This is a genomic window from Roseicyclus sp. (assembly GCF_965662675.1).
Taxonomy (GTDB): Bacteria; Pseudomonadota; Alphaproteobacteria; order Rhodobacterales; family Rhodobacteraceae; genus Roseicyclus.
Map to the genome: position 1 here is coordinate 1 of NZ_CBFIIK010000027.1, position 14,419 is coordinate 14,419.

A 14,419-nucleotide genomic window follows, 5' to 3' on the forward strand; every position below is an offset into this window, starting at 1 on the left:
GAATGGGAAAGGATTGACCACCGTGAAGTTGAGCGGCGGTGTGACCGGGGTGGCAAAATAGACAAACAGCTCGCCCGGAGGGCCCGAAAAAGCCGGCCAGGGCTGCTCCCCGATCTCGACAAATCCCTCGTAGAGCTGACCGGAACGAACACCGCCATCAACGGTCTCGCCGCCCTCGAAGGTGTTGTCTTCCTCGCCGTCGTCCAGCGTACCGCTTTCGCCCAGCAACTCGCCGTTCACAAAGGTCCCATCGATATTGATGAAGCGCGCGACATCAACATAGTCATAAGTGGCCATCCGAACACCCAACTCTACCGGCCTTTCGGCCTATCACCATTACCATGGACGACGCGCACAGCGCGCCTGTCGCCGACGAGACCATCAGAATCACCGCCACACAAGGCAAGACAACTCCACGTGATTGACGAGACATGATCAAGAAAAAGGGGCACCGCTAGGTGCCCCTGATGTGGTCATGTCCGTGCGCTCACTCCGCCGCAGCAGGCGCCTTGGCGAGGTTGCGCAGCACATAGTGCAGCACGCCGCCATGCTCGATATATTCGATCTCGACCGCCGTATCGATCCGGCACTTGATCGTGATCGTCTTGGCCGTGCCATCGGCATAGGTGATGGTGCAAGGAACGTCTTGCAGCGGTTGGATGGTGTCGAGCCCGTGGATCGAGACCGTCTCATCGCCCTTCAGGCCCAGCGATTTGCGCGTGTCGCCGCCGGTGAACTCGAAGGGGATGACGCCCATGCCGACCAGATTGGACCGGTGAATTCGCTCGAAGCTTTCGGCGATCACGGCCTTGATGCCCAACAGCGCCGTGCCCTTGGCCGCCCAGTCGCGCGAGGAGCCCGCGCCGTATTGCTCGCCCGCAAAGATCACCAGCGGAACACCGGCGGCCTGATAGGCCATCGCCGCATCATAGATCGATGCCTTCTGCCCATCGGGGCCAAGCGCATAACCGCCCTCGACACCATCCAGCACTTCGTTCTTGATGCGGATATTGGCGAAGGTGCCGCGCATCATGATCTGGTGGTTGCCGCGACGCGCGCCGTAGGAGTTGAACTCGCGCGGGGAAACCTGACGCTCGGTCAGGTACTTACCTGCGGGTGTATTCTCCTTGAACGATCCCGCCGGGCTGATGTGGTCGGTGGTGATCATGTCGCCCAGCATGGCCAGAACGCGCGCGCCCTCGATGTTCGAGATGGTGCCGGGTTCGGCGCTCATGCCTTGGAAATAAGGCGGGTTCTGGATGTAGGTCGATGTCGCGGGCCAGTTATAGACCTCTTGCTGCGGCACCTCGACATCCTGCCATTTCTCGTCGCCTTTGAAGACATCGGCGTATTTCGACAAGAACGCCTGACGGGTGACGGTGGCCTCGACGGTCTGGGCGACCTCGGCCGTGGTTGGCCAGATGTCGCGCAGATAGACGTCGCGCCCATCTGCTGTCTGCGCGATCGGATCACGCGCAAGATCGATATCCATCGTGCCCGCGATGGCATAGGCCACGACCAAAGGCGGGCTTGCCAGATAGTTGGCACGCACATCGGGGCTGATCCGGCCCTCGAAGTTGCGGTTACCCGACAAGACGGCGGTAGCGACCAGATCGCCCTCGGTGATCGCCTTGGAAATCTCGGGCTGCAGCGGCCCGGAGTTGCCGATGCAGGTGGTGCAGCCGTAACCGACAAGGTTGAAACCGATGGCATCGAGATCGTCTTGCAGATCGGCCGCTTCCAGATAGGCAGAGACGACTTGCGATCCGGGTGCGAGCGAGGTCTTGACCCAAGGCTTGCGGGTCAGGCCCAGCGCGCGCGCTTTCCGCGCCACAAGGCCCGCACCGATCATCACATAGGGGTTCGAGGTGTTGGTGCAGGATGTGATCGCCGCAATCACCACCTTGCCCGATTCCATCGCGAAATCTTCACCATCGACCGGAACCTGCTTGCCCATCGGGCGCTTGAAGGTCGCCTCCATCTCGCGGGTGAAGGCGGTCTTGGCATCGGTCAGCGCGACGTAATCCTGCGGGCGCTTGGGGCCCGAGATCGCGGGCACGATGGTGCCCATGTCGAGCGACAGGGTGTCGGTGTAGATCGGTGCGTAATCCGCACCGCGCCACATGCCGTTTTCCTTGGCATAGGCCTCGACCAGCGCCACGGTCGCCTCGTCGCGGCCGGTGTTGCGCAGGTAGCGCAGCGTCTCATTATCGACCGGGAAAAAGCCGCAGGTCGCACCATATTCAGGCGCCATATTGGCAATGGTCGCACGGTCGGCCAGCGGCAGACGGTCAAGCCCTTCACCGTAGAATTCGACGAATTTGCTGACCACACCCTTTTTGCGGAGCATTTCGACGACTTTCAGCACAAGATCGGTGCCGGTGGTGCCCTCGACCATCGTGCCGGTCAACTCGAAGCCGATCACTTCGGGGATGAGCATCGAGATGGGCTGGCCCAGCATCGCGGCCTCGGCCTCGATCCCGCCCGCACCCCAGCCCAGAACGGCCGCGCCATTGACCATGGTGGTGTGGCTGTCGGTGCCGACCAGCGTATCGGGATAGGCCACGATCTGGCCCGTCTGATCCTTGTCCGACCAGACGGTCTTGGACAGGTATTCGAGGTTCACCTGATGGCAAATGCCGGTGCCGGGGGGAACGACGCGGAAATTGTCGAAGGCCGACTGGCCCCATTTGAGGAATGTGTAGCGCTCCATGTTGCGCTCGTATTCGCGGTCCACATTCATCTGGAAGGCGCGGGGATTGCCGAACTCGTCGATCATCACCGAATGGTCGATGACCAGATCGACGGGGTTGAGGGGGTTGATCTTTTGCGGATCACCGCCCAGCGCCTTGATCCCGTCACGCATCGCGGCAAGGTCGACCACGGCGGGAACGCCGGTGAAATCCTGCATCAAGACGCGCGCGGGGCGATAGGCGATCTCACGCGGGTTCTGGCCGCCCAGCTTGCCCCAATCGGAAAACGCCTTGATGTCGTCGACCGAGACGGTCTTGCCATCTTCGAAACGCAGCATGTTCTCCAACACCACCTTCAGCGCAGCAGGCAGGCGGTCAAACTCGCCAAGCCCAGCCGCTTGGGCGGCGGGAATGGAATAATAGGCATAGCTCTTGTCACCGACTTTGAGCGTGCGCCGCGTTTTTGCGGTATCGTGGCCGACGGTAATGGGCATCAAAGCCTCCCTTCATCCGGTCATGTGGGGGTCGTCATCTTGCATCGCGATTGCCACTCCACCGCCTGTCTTTCAAGGTCAAACTGGGGGGCTGCGACATTATTGTATGCGATTGCATACCGGATGGGAAGAGCCAAGCGCATGAAAGGGGTGGTGCGCCCGAAGGCATACCCGACGCAAAGGCGGCAAAAAGCAATCTCGCTGCGCTTTCAGGCGCACCGCCGGGCATTCAGGCCAGCTTACAACTGGGCCATCACCGCGTCGGAAATCTCGAAATTCGCAGTGACGTTCTGGACGTCATCATCATCTTCCAGCGCATCGATCAGCTTCATCAGCTTTTGCGCCTCTTCAAGGCCCAACTCGGTGGTGGTGCCGGGACGCCAGACCAGCTTGGTCGAGGCCGCCTCGCCCAAGGCGGTTTCCAGCGCGCCCGAGACCTCGGCCAGATCGGTATCGGCACACCAGACGACATGACCCTCGTCATCGCTTTCGGCATCTTCGGCGCCCGCCTCGATCGCAGCCATCATGACCGTGTCGGCATCCCCCGCAGAGGCGCCATAGACCACCTGGCCCTTGCGCTCGAACATGAAGGCCACGGAATTGGTTTCGCCCAAATTCCCGCCATGCTTGCCGAAAAGCGAACGCACATTCGACGCGGTGCGGTTGCGGTTATCGGTCATCGCCTCGACGATCACTGCCACGCCGCCGGGGCCATAGCCCTCGTAGCGGATCTCGTCGTAGTTTTCGGCGTCGCCACCGATCGCCTTCTTGATCGCGCGGTCGATCACATCCTTGGGCACGGAGGATGATTTCGCCTCTTTCACCGCCAGACGCAGGCGCGGGTTCTTGTCGGGGTCGGGATCGCCCATCTTGGCGGCCACGGTGATTTCCTTGGCAAGCTTGGAAAACAGCTTGGAGCGCGCGGCATCCTGACGCCCCTTGCGGTGTTGGATATTCGCCCATTTGGAATGACCGGCCATGAGACCCTCGATTTTCTGACAGGTTAGAGAACCCGCGCCTCTTAGCGCAGGTCTAGCCGCTTGGGCAATGGGCGGCGGGGTGCGGATGCGCGCGCGGGCTTCCCCTGCCCCGCCCTTTGGGCTACCGCTCATCCATGACTTTGCGCGTCGAAGACCTTGCCTGCGCCCGAGGGCCGGCCCAGATTCTGGCGGGTGTGACCTTTGCGGTCGCGCCGGGCGAGGCGCTGATCTTGCGGGGCGCCAACGGGTCGGGAAAGACGACGTTGTTGCGCACGCTGGCGGGGCTGACGCCGCCCTTGGCGGGCAAGATCATCGCGGCCCCGGATACGATCGCCTATGCCGCCCATGCCGATGGGCTGAAGGCGCAGCTGAGCGTGGGCGAAAACCTCGCATTCTGGGCAGGCGTGTTCGGCACGCAAGACACGGATGCCGCGATCGATGCCTTTCACCTTGGTCCGCTGCTTGACCGGCGCGCGGGCGAGATGTCAGCGGGCCAAAAGCGCAGGCTCTCGCTTGCGCGGCTTTTGGTGACCGGGCGGCCGATCTGGTGCCTCGATGAACCGACGGTGTCGCTTGATGCCGAGAACGTCGCGCGTTTCGCGGCAGCGGTGACCGCGCATCTGGGCAGCGGCGGCAGCGCGATCATCGCCACCCATATCGATCTGGGCCTACCTCAGGCTCAAACGCTCGACATCACCCAATTCGTCGCCAAGCGCATCCGCGTCGACGACCCCTTCGCCGAGGCGATGATATGATCGCGCTTTTGCAACGCGATCTATGGCTCGCGATCCGCGCGGGCGGAGGCTTTGGCCTGTCCTTGGCGTTTTTCCTGATCTTCACCACGCTGGTGCCCTTTGGCGTCGGCCCGCAGACGGGGGTTCTGGCCACCATCGCGCCGGGGATCTTGTGGCTGGGCGCGCTTTTGGCCTGCCTCTTGTCGCTTGACCGGATCTTTCAGCTTGATTGGGAGGATGGGACGCTCGATTTGATCGCCACCAGCCCCGTGCCGCTGGAAGGATTGGCCGCGATCAAGGCCTTGGCGCATTGGTTGACCACCGGCCTACCCTTGGTGGTGGTTGCACCTGCGCTTGGGCTTTTGCTGAACCTGCCGGCAGAGGGCTATGGCTGGCTGATCGCATCGCTCGCGCTTGGCACCCCCGCGCTGTCGGCGATCGGCACCTTCGGCGCGGCCCTGACGGTCGGGATCAAGCGCGGCGGGCTTTTGCTGTCGCTCTTGGTCTTGCCGCTCTACATGCCGACGCTGATCTTCGGGGCGCTTTGCGTGGTGCGGGGTGCAGCCGGCCAAGAGGCGCTGACCCCGCTTTTGCTGGTCGCAGGCATCACCTTAGGCAGCCTTGCGATCCTGCCCTTTGCCGCCGCAGCCGCCCTCCGCGTCAATCTGCGCTAGGGGCGCGCGCCTCTGCCCCATTGTGAGCGCCAACAGCCCTGTCTAAGTTCCGCCCATGAACTCGATCTGGGAATACGCGAACCCGCGAAAATTCATGGCGACTTCCGCCTTTCTGCTGCCTTGGACCGCAGGGCTGGCGGCGATCTGTCTTGTCGTGGGCCTGGTCTGGGGCTTCTTTTTCACACCCGATGATTTCCGGCAGGGATCGACGGTCAAGATCATCTATATCCATGTGCCATCCGCGATCATGGCGGTGAATGCATGGCTGATGATGCTGGTGGCCTCGCTGATCTGGGTGATCCGGCGCCATCATGTCAGCGCGCTGGCGGCCAAGGCCGCCGCCCCCGTTGGCATGGTTTTCACCGTGATCGCGCTTGCCACGGGGGCGATCTGGGGCCAGCCAATGTGGGGGACATGGTGGGAATGGGATCCGCGGCTGACGTCGTTCTTGATCTTGTTCTTGTTCTACCTTGGCTACATGGCGCTGTGGGAGGCGATCGAGAACCCCGATAGCGCCGCGGACCTGACATCGGTCTTGTGCCTTGTCGGGTCGGTGTTCGCCGTCATCTCGCGCTATGCGCTGTTGTTTTGGAACCAAGGGCTGCATCAGGGCGCTACGCTGTCGCTGGACCGCGAACAGAATATCTCGAACGTGTTTTGGTATCCGCTGGTGATCTCGCTTGTGGGCTTTGGCTTCTTGTTTCTCGCGCTGGTGCTTTACCGCACCCAGACCGAGATCCGCGCCCGCCGCCTCAAGGCGTTGATCGCACAGGAAAGAATGGGATGAGTATGCCTGATTTGGGTCAATATGCGGTCTATGTCCTGTCATCTTACGCGGTGACGTTGAGCCTGTTGGTGGCGATCATCCTTGCCTCGATCCGGCAGGCGCGGCGGGTGCGCGCACGGCTGGAGGCGGTGGAAAACCGTCGGGACCGCAGCGCATGAAATTCAATTGGCTGATGGTGCTGCCCTTTGCCTTGACCGCGGGGTTTTTCGGCATTGCGGGCTATCAGCTGATGAACAATCAAAACGCCCTGCAGCAAGGGGTGGATACCCAAGCCCTTCCCTCGGCACAGCAAGGGCGCATCGCCCCCGATCTGGCGCTGCAACCCTTGGGACAAAGCGCGCTTCTGACGCGCGCGGATCTGGCGGGAAATGGGCTTGTGATGGTCAATTTCTTCGCCAGCTGGTGCCCCCCCTGTCGCGCCGAACATCCGGTGCTGACCGCGATGGCAAAGGCCGGTGTCCCGCTTTATGGGGTGAATTATCGCGACCGCATCGATCAGGCGCTGGGGTTCTTGGATGAGCTTGGCAACCCCTACGATCTGATCGGGCGGGACGAACAGGCGCGCAATGGGGCCGATTGGGGTGTCGTGGCGATGCCCGAGACCTTTTTCATCGATGATAGCGGCACGGTCGTGCTGCATTTCCGTGGTCCGGTGACCGAGCGGGCCTTGCGCGGCCAAATCCGTCCGGCGCTGGCGGCGGCAGGTCATGATCTGCCGCTTTTGCCGGGCGAAGCGGAAAGCCAGACCAACTAAGCCATTGGTCGACCGGCCGCCCCTTCAACCGCCGCCCCTTCAATAGATATAGCGGATCTGATCCGACCAGTAGCGTTCGATCCGCTTCAGCGAATGGCTGATCCGATCGAGCGAATCGAGGTTCAGCACACCGTTTTTCTCAAGCCCCTCGGCGTGGCGCGCGAAAAGCCCGCCCACGATTTCGCGCACATTGCGCCCCTTCTCGGTCAGGCGCACCCGGACCGAGCGGCGATCAATCTCGCAACGCTGGTGGTGCATATAGCCCATCTCGACGAGTTTCTTGAGGTTGTAGCTGACATTGGAGCCTTGGTAATAGCCGCGTGTCTTCAACTCACCGGCTGTTACCTCGTTCTCGCCGATATTGAACAACAACAGCGCCTGCACAGCGTTGATATCGAGAATACCGAGGCGTTCGAACTCATCCTTGATCACATCGAGCAGCAAGCGGTGCAACCGCTCCACCAGCGACAATGATTCCAGGTAACCGATCAGGAATCCGGATCGGGACGATGTCGCCAATGGCTTGTGCATACTCATCATGGGCTCCGCAGCTTGTGCTTTGCCCCGGTTTGCACGGTGAGTCGCCAAAATTGCGTTAACGGGCCGCCGAAAATTTCGCCGCGTCGATTTCGGCGGCAAGCACCGACAAGAAAGGCCGCAAAAGCGCGGGTGCTTCGGCCTGACCCGTCAACCAAGCGTAAAGATCTTGATCGGCCTCGGCCATCAGCGCCTCGAACGCGTCGAGTGTCGCATCGTCGGCATGATCGAGATGGCGCGCCGCCCAGCCGCCAAGGATCAGGTCCATCTCCTTGATCCCACGGTGGCCTGCGCGCATTTTCAGCCGCTTCAACCTGATCTCGCGTGACTCCATCGCCCCTATACCCCTTGGCTCAGCGCAAGGCGCAGCCGTTTTTCCAGCCGTCCCATGCGCTCGGCAAGCCGTGCTTGTTCAAGCCGTGTTTGGCGCAATTCGCCAAGCAACGCCACCACGTCATCAGGCAATTTCACTGCCTCTTCGGGGCCTTCCAGCCCGTCGCCTGCACCTGTCAAAAGCCACATGATCGACACGCCCAGCATGCCCGCCAGCATTTGCAGCTTGTTGGCGCGCGGTTCGGCCTGATCGTTTTCCCATGTCCGGATCGTCGCCAGCTTCACGCCAAGGCGCCGGGCCAATTCCGATTGGCTTAGCCCACTTGCCTCGCGTGCGCCGGTGATCCGGTCGCCCAAGGTCGCCGTGTCGGCATCATACCAGCCCGGCCCCAGTTCCACATCTGTTGTCATCTCTCTCCCCTTCCCGGCTTGATCGCGACTTCTGCGCACCCTAATGCTGTGGCCACAGAATTGCCACCCGCTGCCCTGACGCAGGGCAAGGCCCAACCCCGGAGCGACCCGATGCCCTTCCTGTCCGACACGCTGGCCCGCGTGAAACCCTCGCCCACCATCGCTGTCTCGAACCTCGCGGCGGAGTTGAAAGCCAAGGGGCAAGATGTCATCGGCCTTGGCGCGGGCGAGCCTGATTTCGATACGCCGCAAAACATCAAGGATGCAGCCATCGCGGCGATCGTCGCGGGCAAGACGAAATACACCGCCGTCGATGGCATCCCCGAACTCAAGGCTGCGATCTGCGCCAAGTTCAAGCGCGACAACGGGCTGACTTACACGCCCGCGCAGGTCTCGGTCGCGAGCGGTGGCAAGCAGATCCTCTATAACGCGCTCATGGCGACGATGAACCCCGGCGAAGAGGTGATCATCCCCGCACCCTATTGGGTCAGCTACCCCGACATGGTGCTGTTGGCGGGCGGCACGCCGGTCTTCGTCGAAGGACCAAGCCAGAACGCCTACAAGATCACGCCTGCGGACCTCGAGGCCGCGATCACACCCAAGACCAAGTGGTTCATCTTCAACTCACCCTCGAACCCGACCGGCGCGGGCTATACGGCGGATGAACTCAAGGGGCTGACCGATGTCTTGATGCGCCACCCCCATGTCTGGGTGATGACCGACGACATGTATGAGCATCTGGCCTATGATGATTTCAAGTTCGCCACCCCCGCACAGGTGGAACCGGGGCTTTACGACCGCACCTTGACCTGCAACGGCGTATCCAAGGCGCACGCCATGACCGGCTGGCGCATCGGTTACGCCGCAGGCCCCGTCGCCTTGATCAAGGCAATGAGCAAGGTGCAATCGCAATCGACCTCGAACCCCTGCACCATCTCGCAATGGGCGGCGGTCGAGGCGCTCAATGGCCCGCAGGATTACATCGCCAGCAACAACGCCATCTTCAAGCGCCGCCGCGATCTGGTGGTGAGCATGCTCAACGCGATCCCCGGCATGACCTGCCCGGTGCCTGAAGGCGCGTTCTACGTCTATCCCGCGATCACCGGGCTGATCGGCAAGACCAGCGCCGGCGGCACACTGATCGACAATGACGAGACCTTCGCCAAGGCGCTGCTCGAGGAAAAGGGCGTCGCGGTGGTGTTCGGCGGGGCCTTCGGCCTCAGCCCCTGTTTCCGCATCAGCTATGCCACGGCGGATGAGACATTGCGCGAGGCCTGCACGCGGATACAGGATTTCTGTGCGGCATTAACTTGATCTGAACAATGGCGGCGGGCTATCACGCCCGCCCCCTCAAATCTCCCGCTTGGCGCTGACAAGCGCGTTGACCGCTGCGGCTTGGGCATGTCCCGAAAGGTGCTGCTTCATCTGGATGCGCCTGTGGGGCAACGGACGCGCATCATGGCGCGCCTCACCCCATACGAAGGACGCGGCGGCGGTCATGCTGCCCCGGTCACGCCACTCTTGCAGCAGCAAGCCGTGCGCGAAGTGCGGCTGGCACCATCCGCGCGGAGCTGATCCGCCCAAGGGTCATCTCGGTGATGGCACGCTCTTGCCCGTAGATCCCAACATACTCGGCGTAGTTGTCGAAGACCTTTCGTCCCACATAATCGACGAAGGTCTCAGCCGGAACGCCATTGGCGAGGATGATGTCGTGTTCTTCGGTTTCGACATGGTAATACGTCGCGCGGTCCGGCGCGGGGTCAAGCGCGATCGTGGTGCCGTTCACCAGCGCACCGGCGTTGATGGCCAGCCCGTCGAGGATCAGCGCGTGATCGGCGGTGAGCACAAGATCGGTATGCGGCAGGCCATCGCCCAAAGCGCCCGCGGCGACGCGGACGGGCCGCGCACGGTCGCCCGCGAAAAGCGATACGATGGTCTGGCGGCCGATCCATTTGACGGGAACGGCGCGGCCATCGGCGGTCAGGATCAGGTCGCCGATCCGCAACGCCTCTACGCTCGTCTCTCCCTCGGGCGTGGCGATCAATGTGCCGGCACCAAAGCAGACAGGCGTGGGTGAGGTCGTGTCGATATTTTCCATCGCGGTCGCGTAGAGAGTACGGTCTGCATCCAGCGCCGTCTTAAAGTCACCGGGGTCGGCAACTACGCCGAACAGGACACGCGCGGCGCCATTCTGGAACACGAAAAAGGTTTCTCCGTTCACGACAACACTGCCCTGATAGGACCCAGCTAATCCGCCCATTTCCCCGGACACAATCCAAGTTTCGCCTAGGTTGAAATTGCCATCTGCGGGGTTGTTATCCGACATCGTGGCCGAGAAAGGGGCAGAACTCGCAAGCTCAAAGTCCGAGAGGACGCCGTTGCCGTTGAAATCCTGGATCCGAAAATTGAAGGTAAAGCTCGCCATCGGGTACTCCCCCATTCTACTGGCACAAAACACAGATGCGCGCCTGCCTGCCCTTCACAAACCGACAGGACCACCCGACACCGCACTCGGCCAAAGCTTACGCCCAAGCATATCTCTCAACAAAGCGCGGGCAGACATTGGCGCTAAACTCGAAACAAACTGTCGTTATTTTGCCGCATGGCGACCGCCCGAACACGCCCGGCACGCGTCACGCCCGCCTTCGCGCGGCACCACGGCATGCGCAAACGCGGGTTGCCGCATCCGGTCAAATTCCAAAGGGATCGCGCGGCTAGGCCACCACGCGCAAAAAGCAGGCCGTCACCAACACCGCATGCGCGCTCAGGGCCGGATCATAGCCCCAGCTTGGCGCTGACCATCTCGTTGACCGCCGCCGGGTTCGCCTTGCCGCCCGTGGCCTTCATCACCTGACCCACGAACCAACCCGCCAGCTTGGGGTTCTGCTTGGCCTTTTCGACCTGATCGGGGTTCTCGGCGATGATCGCATCCACGGCCGCCTCGATCGCGCCCGTATCGGTCACCTGCTTCATCCCGCGGGCCGCGACGATCTGGGCCGGGTCGCCGCCTTCGGTAAAGACGATCTCGAACAGATCCTTGGCGATCTTGCCCGAGATATCGCCCGATTTGATCAACCGGATGATACCGCCCAGTTGCGCGGGGCTGACCGGGCTTTGGGTGATGTCTTGTTCTTCTTTCTTCAACCGCCCGAACAGCTCGTTGATCACCCAGTTGGCCGCCAGCTTGCCATCACCCGCATCGGCCACCACCGCCTCGAAGTAATGCGCTGCATCCAGATCGGCGGTCAAAACGCTCGCATCATATTCCGAAAGGCCATACGCGCCGATGAAGCGCGCTTTCTTGGCATCGGGCAATTCCGGCAACGCGGCGGCGATGTCATCGACCCAAGCCTGCTCGATCTCGAGCGGCAATAGGTCGGGATCGGGGAAATAGCGGTAATCATGCGCCTCTTCCTTGGAGCGCATGGACCGCGTCTCACCCTTGTCGGGATCGTAAAGCCGGGTCTCTTGATCGATCTTGCCACCCGCCTCCAGGATGGCGATCTGGCGGCGCGCCTCGTATTCGATGGCCTGCTGGATGAACCGCATGGAGTTCATGTTCTTGATCTCGCAGCGCGTACCAAGATGGCCGAAATCCTGTGTCGCCTGATAGCGCTCATAGGCACCGGGCAAACACACCGACACATTCACATCGGCGCGCAGATTGCCGTTTTGCATGTTGCCGTCGCAGGTGCCGAGATAAAGCATGATCTGGCGGAGTTTCGCGACATAGGCCGCTGCCTCCTCGGGGCCGCGAATATCGGGGCGGCTGACGATCTCCATCAACGCCACGCCCGTGCGGTTGAGATCGACGAAAGAAAGCGCCGGGTCCATGTCATGGATCGACTTGCCCGCGTCTTGTTCCAGATGGATGCGTTCGATGCGCACCATGCGCGCGGTGCCGTCGCCCAGTTCCACCAGCACTTCGCCCTCGCCCACGATCGGGTGGTAGAGCTGGGAAATCTGGTAGCCCTGCGGCAGATCGGGGTAGAAATAGTTCTTGCGGTCAAAGGCCGAGGTGAGATGGATCTCGGCCTTCAGCCCCAGCCCGGTGCGCACCGCTTGGGCCACGCAATAATCATTGATCACCGGCAACATGCCCGGCATGCCCGCATCGACAAAGGCCACGTTGGAATTGGGCTCGGCGCCGAAGCGCGTCGAGGCACCCGAGAACAGCTTGGCGTTCGAGGCGACCTGCGCATGGACCTCCATGCCGATCACCAACTCCCAATCATGCTTGGCGCCCGCGATCACCTTGGGCTTGGGGGTCTCGTAGGTCAGGTCGAGCATGGCTAGCCTCCGTCCGGTAACCTCTAGCGTTTAGGTCAGCGGCGCGTGCGGGGCAAGGGGGCGACGGGTGCGCCGCTTAGATCGCCCATCGGCGATTTCTCGCTCAAATGGCCCGAAACCGGACACCGCTGTTGCCTGCATGCTGCCCACGCAGGCACCAACACGCGTCGGCAACGAGACAAGAGGCACCCCGCGTGTGGATTTCGGTAAAGGTCGCTGGTGCGGCCACACTGGCAATCGCTTTGCTCTCAGGTTGCGTAGAAGGTCAGAATTACTCGACCCGCGGCCTGAACGAGGGCAGCTTTCCGATGCGTTGGGATCATGTGCCGCAAGCCGATGCTTGGGAAGTCGCGGGCCTTGCCGCACTCGACAGCCACGCCGCGATCCTGCCCGAGATTGTGCCGGCCGATATCGACCGCTGGTGTCCCGCCTATCCCGACGCGGACACGACGCAGCGATCGGCCTTCTGGCTTGGGCTGATGTCGTCGCTGGCCCGCCACGAAAGCACATGGAACGAGGCCGCGATCGGCGGCGGTGGGCGTTGGTTCGGCCTTGTGCAGATCAGCCCGGCCACGGCGCGCGGCTATGGCTGTCAGGCGACCAGCGGTCAGGCGCTTCTCGATGGGGCGGCGAATGTCAGCTGCGCCTTGCGCATCTGGGCCCACACCGTGCCGCGTGACGGGGTGGTCGCTGATGGACGCCAAGGGATCGCGGCCGATTGGGGGCCGATGCATCCAAGCCAAGCCCGCAAGCGTGAAGATATCCGTGCTTGGGTCCGCGAACAGCCCTATTGCCAAGGCTGACCGTTCAACGGGTGCGCACAGGCACGCCACATTCGGTGGAAATCTGGATCAACTCCAGCGGATCGGGCGACAGATCGAAGGGAATAGCGACCTCTTTGCCATCGCGCAGCACCAATGTCGCATGCGCAGCCCGCCCTGCTTGCGTGATCCGCAGATAGGCGATCTCTTCGGAGGCGACGATCCGGTCACCTTGTTCGGTCATCACCGTCCAGCGGCCCAGCGCGATCTTGAGCCCGTAAACCGGCGTCAGGGTCATCTGGTAAAAGCACAAGGCCAGCGCCGGGATGAACAGCAAGATCACATAGCCCGAGGCCGCCTCCCACAAGAAGGCCGCAAGCAAGCTGATGCCACAAAAAGCCATCATGCTTAACGCAAGGCTTCCAGGACGAACGGTATATGAGAGTGTCTTATCCATGGGCGCATCTAGGCCCCGGAATATGCCGAAATTCGGGCAGGTCCGCGGCGACAGCGCGAAATCGCAACGATAGAAACGCACAGCACGCATGCGTGATAGGCAGCGGCCCGCGCGGTTGCTAATCTCACCCCATGCAGACCATGACACCGCGTACCAGTGACCTTGCGCCGACCGAGCAGACCGCCGGGCGGATCGCTGCGCTCGATCTGGCGCGCGCGGGCGCCTTGGTCGCTATGGCGGTGTTTCACTTCGTTTTCGACCTGGCGCTGTTTGGCTTCGTCCCAGCGGACACCGCCATGCAACCGGGCTGGCGCTGGCTGGCCTATCTGACCGCCAGCAGCTTCTTGTTTCTGGCAGGCGTCAGCCTTTGGCTCGCGCATGGCGCGGTGATCCGATGGTCGGGATTTTGGCGCCGATTTGCGATGCTTGTGGCCGCCGCCTGTGCGATCAGCCTCGCCACAATCATCGCGATGCCTGATGCTTTCATCTTTTTCGGCATCTTACATGCTATCGC

The 14,419-nt window shown here is 62.1% G+C and carries 18 protein-coding genes; 8 read left to right on the forward strand and 10 right to left on the reverse strand.

Features of this window, described 5'->3' with window-relative positions:
• The 3 genes from ACTG4J_RS06560 to ACTG4J_RS06570 form a co-directional block, all read right to left on the reverse strand.
• On the reverse strand, positions 1-297 hold a 297-nt coding region (locus ACTG4J_RS06560), incomplete at its 3' end, for a hypothetical protein (protein WP_439138096.1).
• 190 nt (positions 298-487) lie between these two features.
• On the reverse strand, positions 488-3,187 hold the full coding sequence (gene acnA / locus ACTG4J_RS06565) for an aconitate hydratase AcnA (protein ID WP_439138098.1): 2,700 nt from the start codon (positions 3,185-3,187) through the stop codon (positions 488-490).
• A 239-nt stretch (positions 3,188-3,426) separates the two neighbouring features.
• Positions 3,427-4,167 carry a YebC/PmpR family DNA-binding transcriptional regulator gene (locus tag ACTG4J_RS06570; protein ID WP_439138099.1) on the reverse strand — a complete coding sequence of 247 codons (741 nt, stop codon included), beginning with the start codon at positions 4,165-4,167 and terminating at the stop codon, positions 3,427-3,429.
• Between the two features lie 134 nt (positions 4,168-4,301).
• On the opposite strand from ACTG4J_RS06570, the gene ccmA reads away from it, so the two are divergent.
• From ccmA to ACTG4J_RS06595, 5 genes are read left to right on the forward strand one after another with little or no spacing between them, the layout of a single operon-like run.
• On the forward strand, positions 4,302-4,922 hold the full coding sequence (gene ccmA / locus ACTG4J_RS06575; RefSeq protein WP_439138100.1) for a heme ABC exporter ATP-binding protein CcmA: 621 nt from the start codon (positions 4,302-4,304) through the stop codon (positions 4,920-4,922).
• On the forward strand, positions 4,919-5,575 hold the full coding sequence (gene ccmB, locus ACTG4J_RS06580) for a heme exporter protein CcmB (protein ID WP_439138101.1): 657 nt from the start codon (positions 4,919-4,921) through the stop codon (positions 5,573-5,575). The genes ccmA and ccmB overlap by 4 nt, the downstream gene beginning before the upstream one ends.
• A gap of 55 nt (positions 5,576-5,630) precedes the next feature.
• A complete protein-coding gene (locus ACTG4J_RS06585) occupies positions 5,631-6,362 on the forward strand; it encodes a heme ABC transporter permease (RefSeq protein ID WP_439138103.1) in 732 nt (243 codons plus the stop codon).
• Positions 6,359-6,520 carry a heme exporter protein CcmD gene (gene ccmD, locus ACTG4J_RS06590; RefSeq protein ID WP_439138105.1) on the forward strand — a complete coding sequence of 54 codons (162 nt, stop codon included), beginning with the start codon at positions 6,359-6,361 and terminating at the stop codon, positions 6,518-6,520. The genes ACTG4J_RS06585 and ccmD overlap by 4 nt, the downstream gene beginning before the upstream one ends.
• Positions 6,517-7,116, forward strand: a complete 600-nt coding sequence (locus tag ACTG4J_RS06595; RefSeq protein ID WP_439138107.1) for a DsbE family thiol:disulfide interchange protein — start codon at positions 6,517-6,519, stop codon at positions 7,114-7,116. Before ccmD ends, ACTG4J_RS06595 begins: the two co-directional genes overlap by 4 nt.
• 39 nt (positions 7,117-7,155) lie before the next feature.
• On the opposite strand, the gene ACTG4J_RS06600 is transcribed toward ACTG4J_RS06595, so the two are convergent.
• From ACTG4J_RS06600 to ACTG4J_RS06610, 3 genes are read right to left on the reverse strand one after another with little or no spacing between them, the layout of a single operon-like run.
• On the reverse strand, positions 7,156-7,653 hold the full coding sequence (locus ACTG4J_RS06600; RefSeq protein ID WP_439138109.1) for a MarR family winged helix-turn-helix transcriptional regulator: 498 nt from the start codon (positions 7,651-7,653) through the stop codon (positions 7,156-7,158).
• Positions 7,654-7,711: 58 nt separating this feature from the next.
• On the reverse strand, positions 7,712-7,987 hold the full coding sequence (locus tag ACTG4J_RS06605) for a succinate dehydrogenase assembly factor 2 (RefSeq protein ID WP_439138110.1): 276 nt from the start codon (positions 7,985-7,987) through the stop codon (positions 7,712-7,714).
• Between the two features lie 5 nt (positions 7,988-7,992).
• A complete protein-coding gene (locus ACTG4J_RS06610; RefSeq protein WP_439138112.1) occupies positions 7,993-8,397 on the reverse strand; it encodes a helix-turn-helix domain-containing protein in 405 nt (134 codons plus the stop codon).
• Positions 8,398-8,508: 111 nt separating this feature from the next.
• Between ACTG4J_RS06610 and ACTG4J_RS06615 the strand changes: the two genes are divergently transcribed.
• Positions 8,509-9,711, forward strand: a complete 1,203-nt coding sequence (locus ACTG4J_RS06615) for a pyridoxal phosphate-dependent aminotransferase (protein WP_439138113.1) — start codon at positions 8,509-8,511, stop codon at positions 9,709-9,711.
• Positions 9,712-9,747: 36 nt separating this feature from the next.
• Here ACTG4J_RS06615 and ACTG4J_RS06620 read toward each other — a convergent pair whose 3' ends face one another.
• The 3 genes from ACTG4J_RS06620 to gatB all read right to left on the reverse strand — a co-directional run bounded on the left by ACTG4J_RS06620 (position 9,748) and on the right by gatB (position 12,687).
• A complete protein-coding gene (locus tag ACTG4J_RS06620; protein WP_439138115.1) occupies positions 9,748-9,897 on the reverse strand; it encodes a hypothetical protein in 150 nt (49 codons plus the stop codon).
• A 10-nt stretch (positions 9,898-9,907) separates the two neighbouring features.
• Positions 9,908-10,618, reverse strand: a complete 711-nt coding sequence (locus tag ACTG4J_RS06625; RefSeq protein ID WP_439138116.1) for a Hint domain-containing protein — start codon at positions 10,616-10,618, stop codon at positions 9,908-9,910.
• 554 nt (positions 10,619-11,172) lie between these two features.
• Complete coding sequence (gene gatB / locus ACTG4J_RS06630) at positions 11,173-12,687, reverse strand: Asp-tRNA(Asn)/Glu-tRNA(Gln) amidotransferase subunit GatB (RefSeq protein ID WP_439138117.1); 1,515 nt, start codon at positions 12,685-12,687, stop codon at positions 11,173-11,175.
• A 194-nt stretch (positions 12,688-12,881) separates the two neighbouring features.
• On the opposite strand from gatB, the gene ACTG4J_RS06635 reads away from it, so the two are divergent.
• On the forward strand, positions 12,882-13,490 hold the full coding sequence (locus ACTG4J_RS06635) for a transglycosylase SLT domain-containing protein (RefSeq protein WP_439138118.1): 609 nt from the start codon (positions 12,882-12,884) through the stop codon (positions 13,488-13,490).
• A gap of 4 nt (positions 13,491-13,494) precedes the next feature.
• On the opposite strand, the gene ACTG4J_RS06640 is transcribed toward ACTG4J_RS06635, so the two are convergent.
• Complete coding sequence (locus ACTG4J_RS06640) at positions 13,495-13,854, reverse strand: hypothetical protein (RefSeq protein ID WP_439138120.1); 360 nt, start codon at positions 13,852-13,854, stop codon at positions 13,495-13,497.
• Positions 13,855-14,045: 191 nt separating this feature from the next.
• On the opposite strand from ACTG4J_RS06640, the gene ACTG4J_RS06645 reads away from it, so the two are divergent.
• A partial coding sequence (locus ACTG4J_RS06645; protein ID WP_439138121.1) for a heparan-alpha-glucosaminide N-acetyltransferase occupies positions 14,046-14,419 on the forward strand: 374 nt, incomplete at its 3' end.

Excerpts from the sequence above, each read along its gene's own strand:
- acnA (WP_439138098.1), bottom strand. The coding sequence starts at position 3,187 with ATGCCCATTACCGTCGGCCACGATACCGCAAAAACGCGGCGCACGCTC.
- ACTG4J_RS06570 (WP_439138099.1), bottom strand. The coding sequence starts at position 4,167 with ATGGCCGGTCATTCCAAATGGGCGAATATCCAACACCGCAAGGGGCGT.
- ccmA (WP_439138100.1), top strand. The coding sequence starts at position 4,302 with ATGACTTTGCGCGTCGAAGACCTTGCCTGCGCCCGAGGGCCGGCCCAG.
- ccmB (WP_439138101.1), top strand. The coding sequence starts at position 4,919 with ATGATCGCGCTTTTGCAACGCGATCTATGGCTCGCGATCCGCGCGGGC.
- ACTG4J_RS06585 (WP_439138103.1), top strand. The coding sequence starts at position 5,631 with ATGAACTCGATCTGGGAATACGCGAACCCGCGAAAATTCATGGCGACT.
- ccmD (WP_439138105.1), top strand. The coding sequence starts at position 6,359 with ATGAGTATGCCTGATTTGGGTCAATATGCGGTCTATGTCCTGTCATCT.
- ACTG4J_RS06595 (WP_439138107.1), top strand. The coding sequence starts at position 6,517 with ATGAAATTCAATTGGCTGATGGTGCTGCCCTTTGCCTTGACCGCGGGG.
- ACTG4J_RS06600 (WP_439138109.1), bottom strand. The coding sequence starts at position 7,653 with ATGAGTATGCACAAGCCATTGGCGACATCGTCCCGATCCGGATTCCTG.
- ACTG4J_RS06605 (WP_439138110.1), bottom strand. The coding sequence starts at position 7,987 with ATGGAGTCACGCGAGATCAGGTTGAAGCGGCTGAAAATGCGCGCAGGC.
- ACTG4J_RS06610 (WP_439138112.1), bottom strand. The coding sequence starts at position 8,397 with ATGACAACAGATGTGGAACTGGGGCCGGGCTGGTATGATGCCGACACG.
- ACTG4J_RS06615 (WP_439138113.1), top strand. The coding sequence starts at position 8,509 with ATGCCCTTCCTGTCCGACACGCTGGCCCGCGTGAAACCCTCGCCCACC.
- ACTG4J_RS06620 (WP_439138115.1), bottom strand. The coding sequence starts at position 9,897 with ATGACCGCCGCCGCGTCCTTCGTATGGGGTGAGGCGCGCCATGATGCG.
- gatB (WP_439138117.1), bottom strand. The coding sequence starts at position 12,687 with ATGCTCGACCTGACCTACGAGACCCCCAAGCCCAAGGTGATCGCGGGC.
- ACTG4J_RS06640 (WP_439138120.1), bottom strand. The coding sequence starts at position 13,854 with ATGATGGCTTTTTGTGGCATCAGCTTGCTTGCGGCCTTCTTGTGGGAG.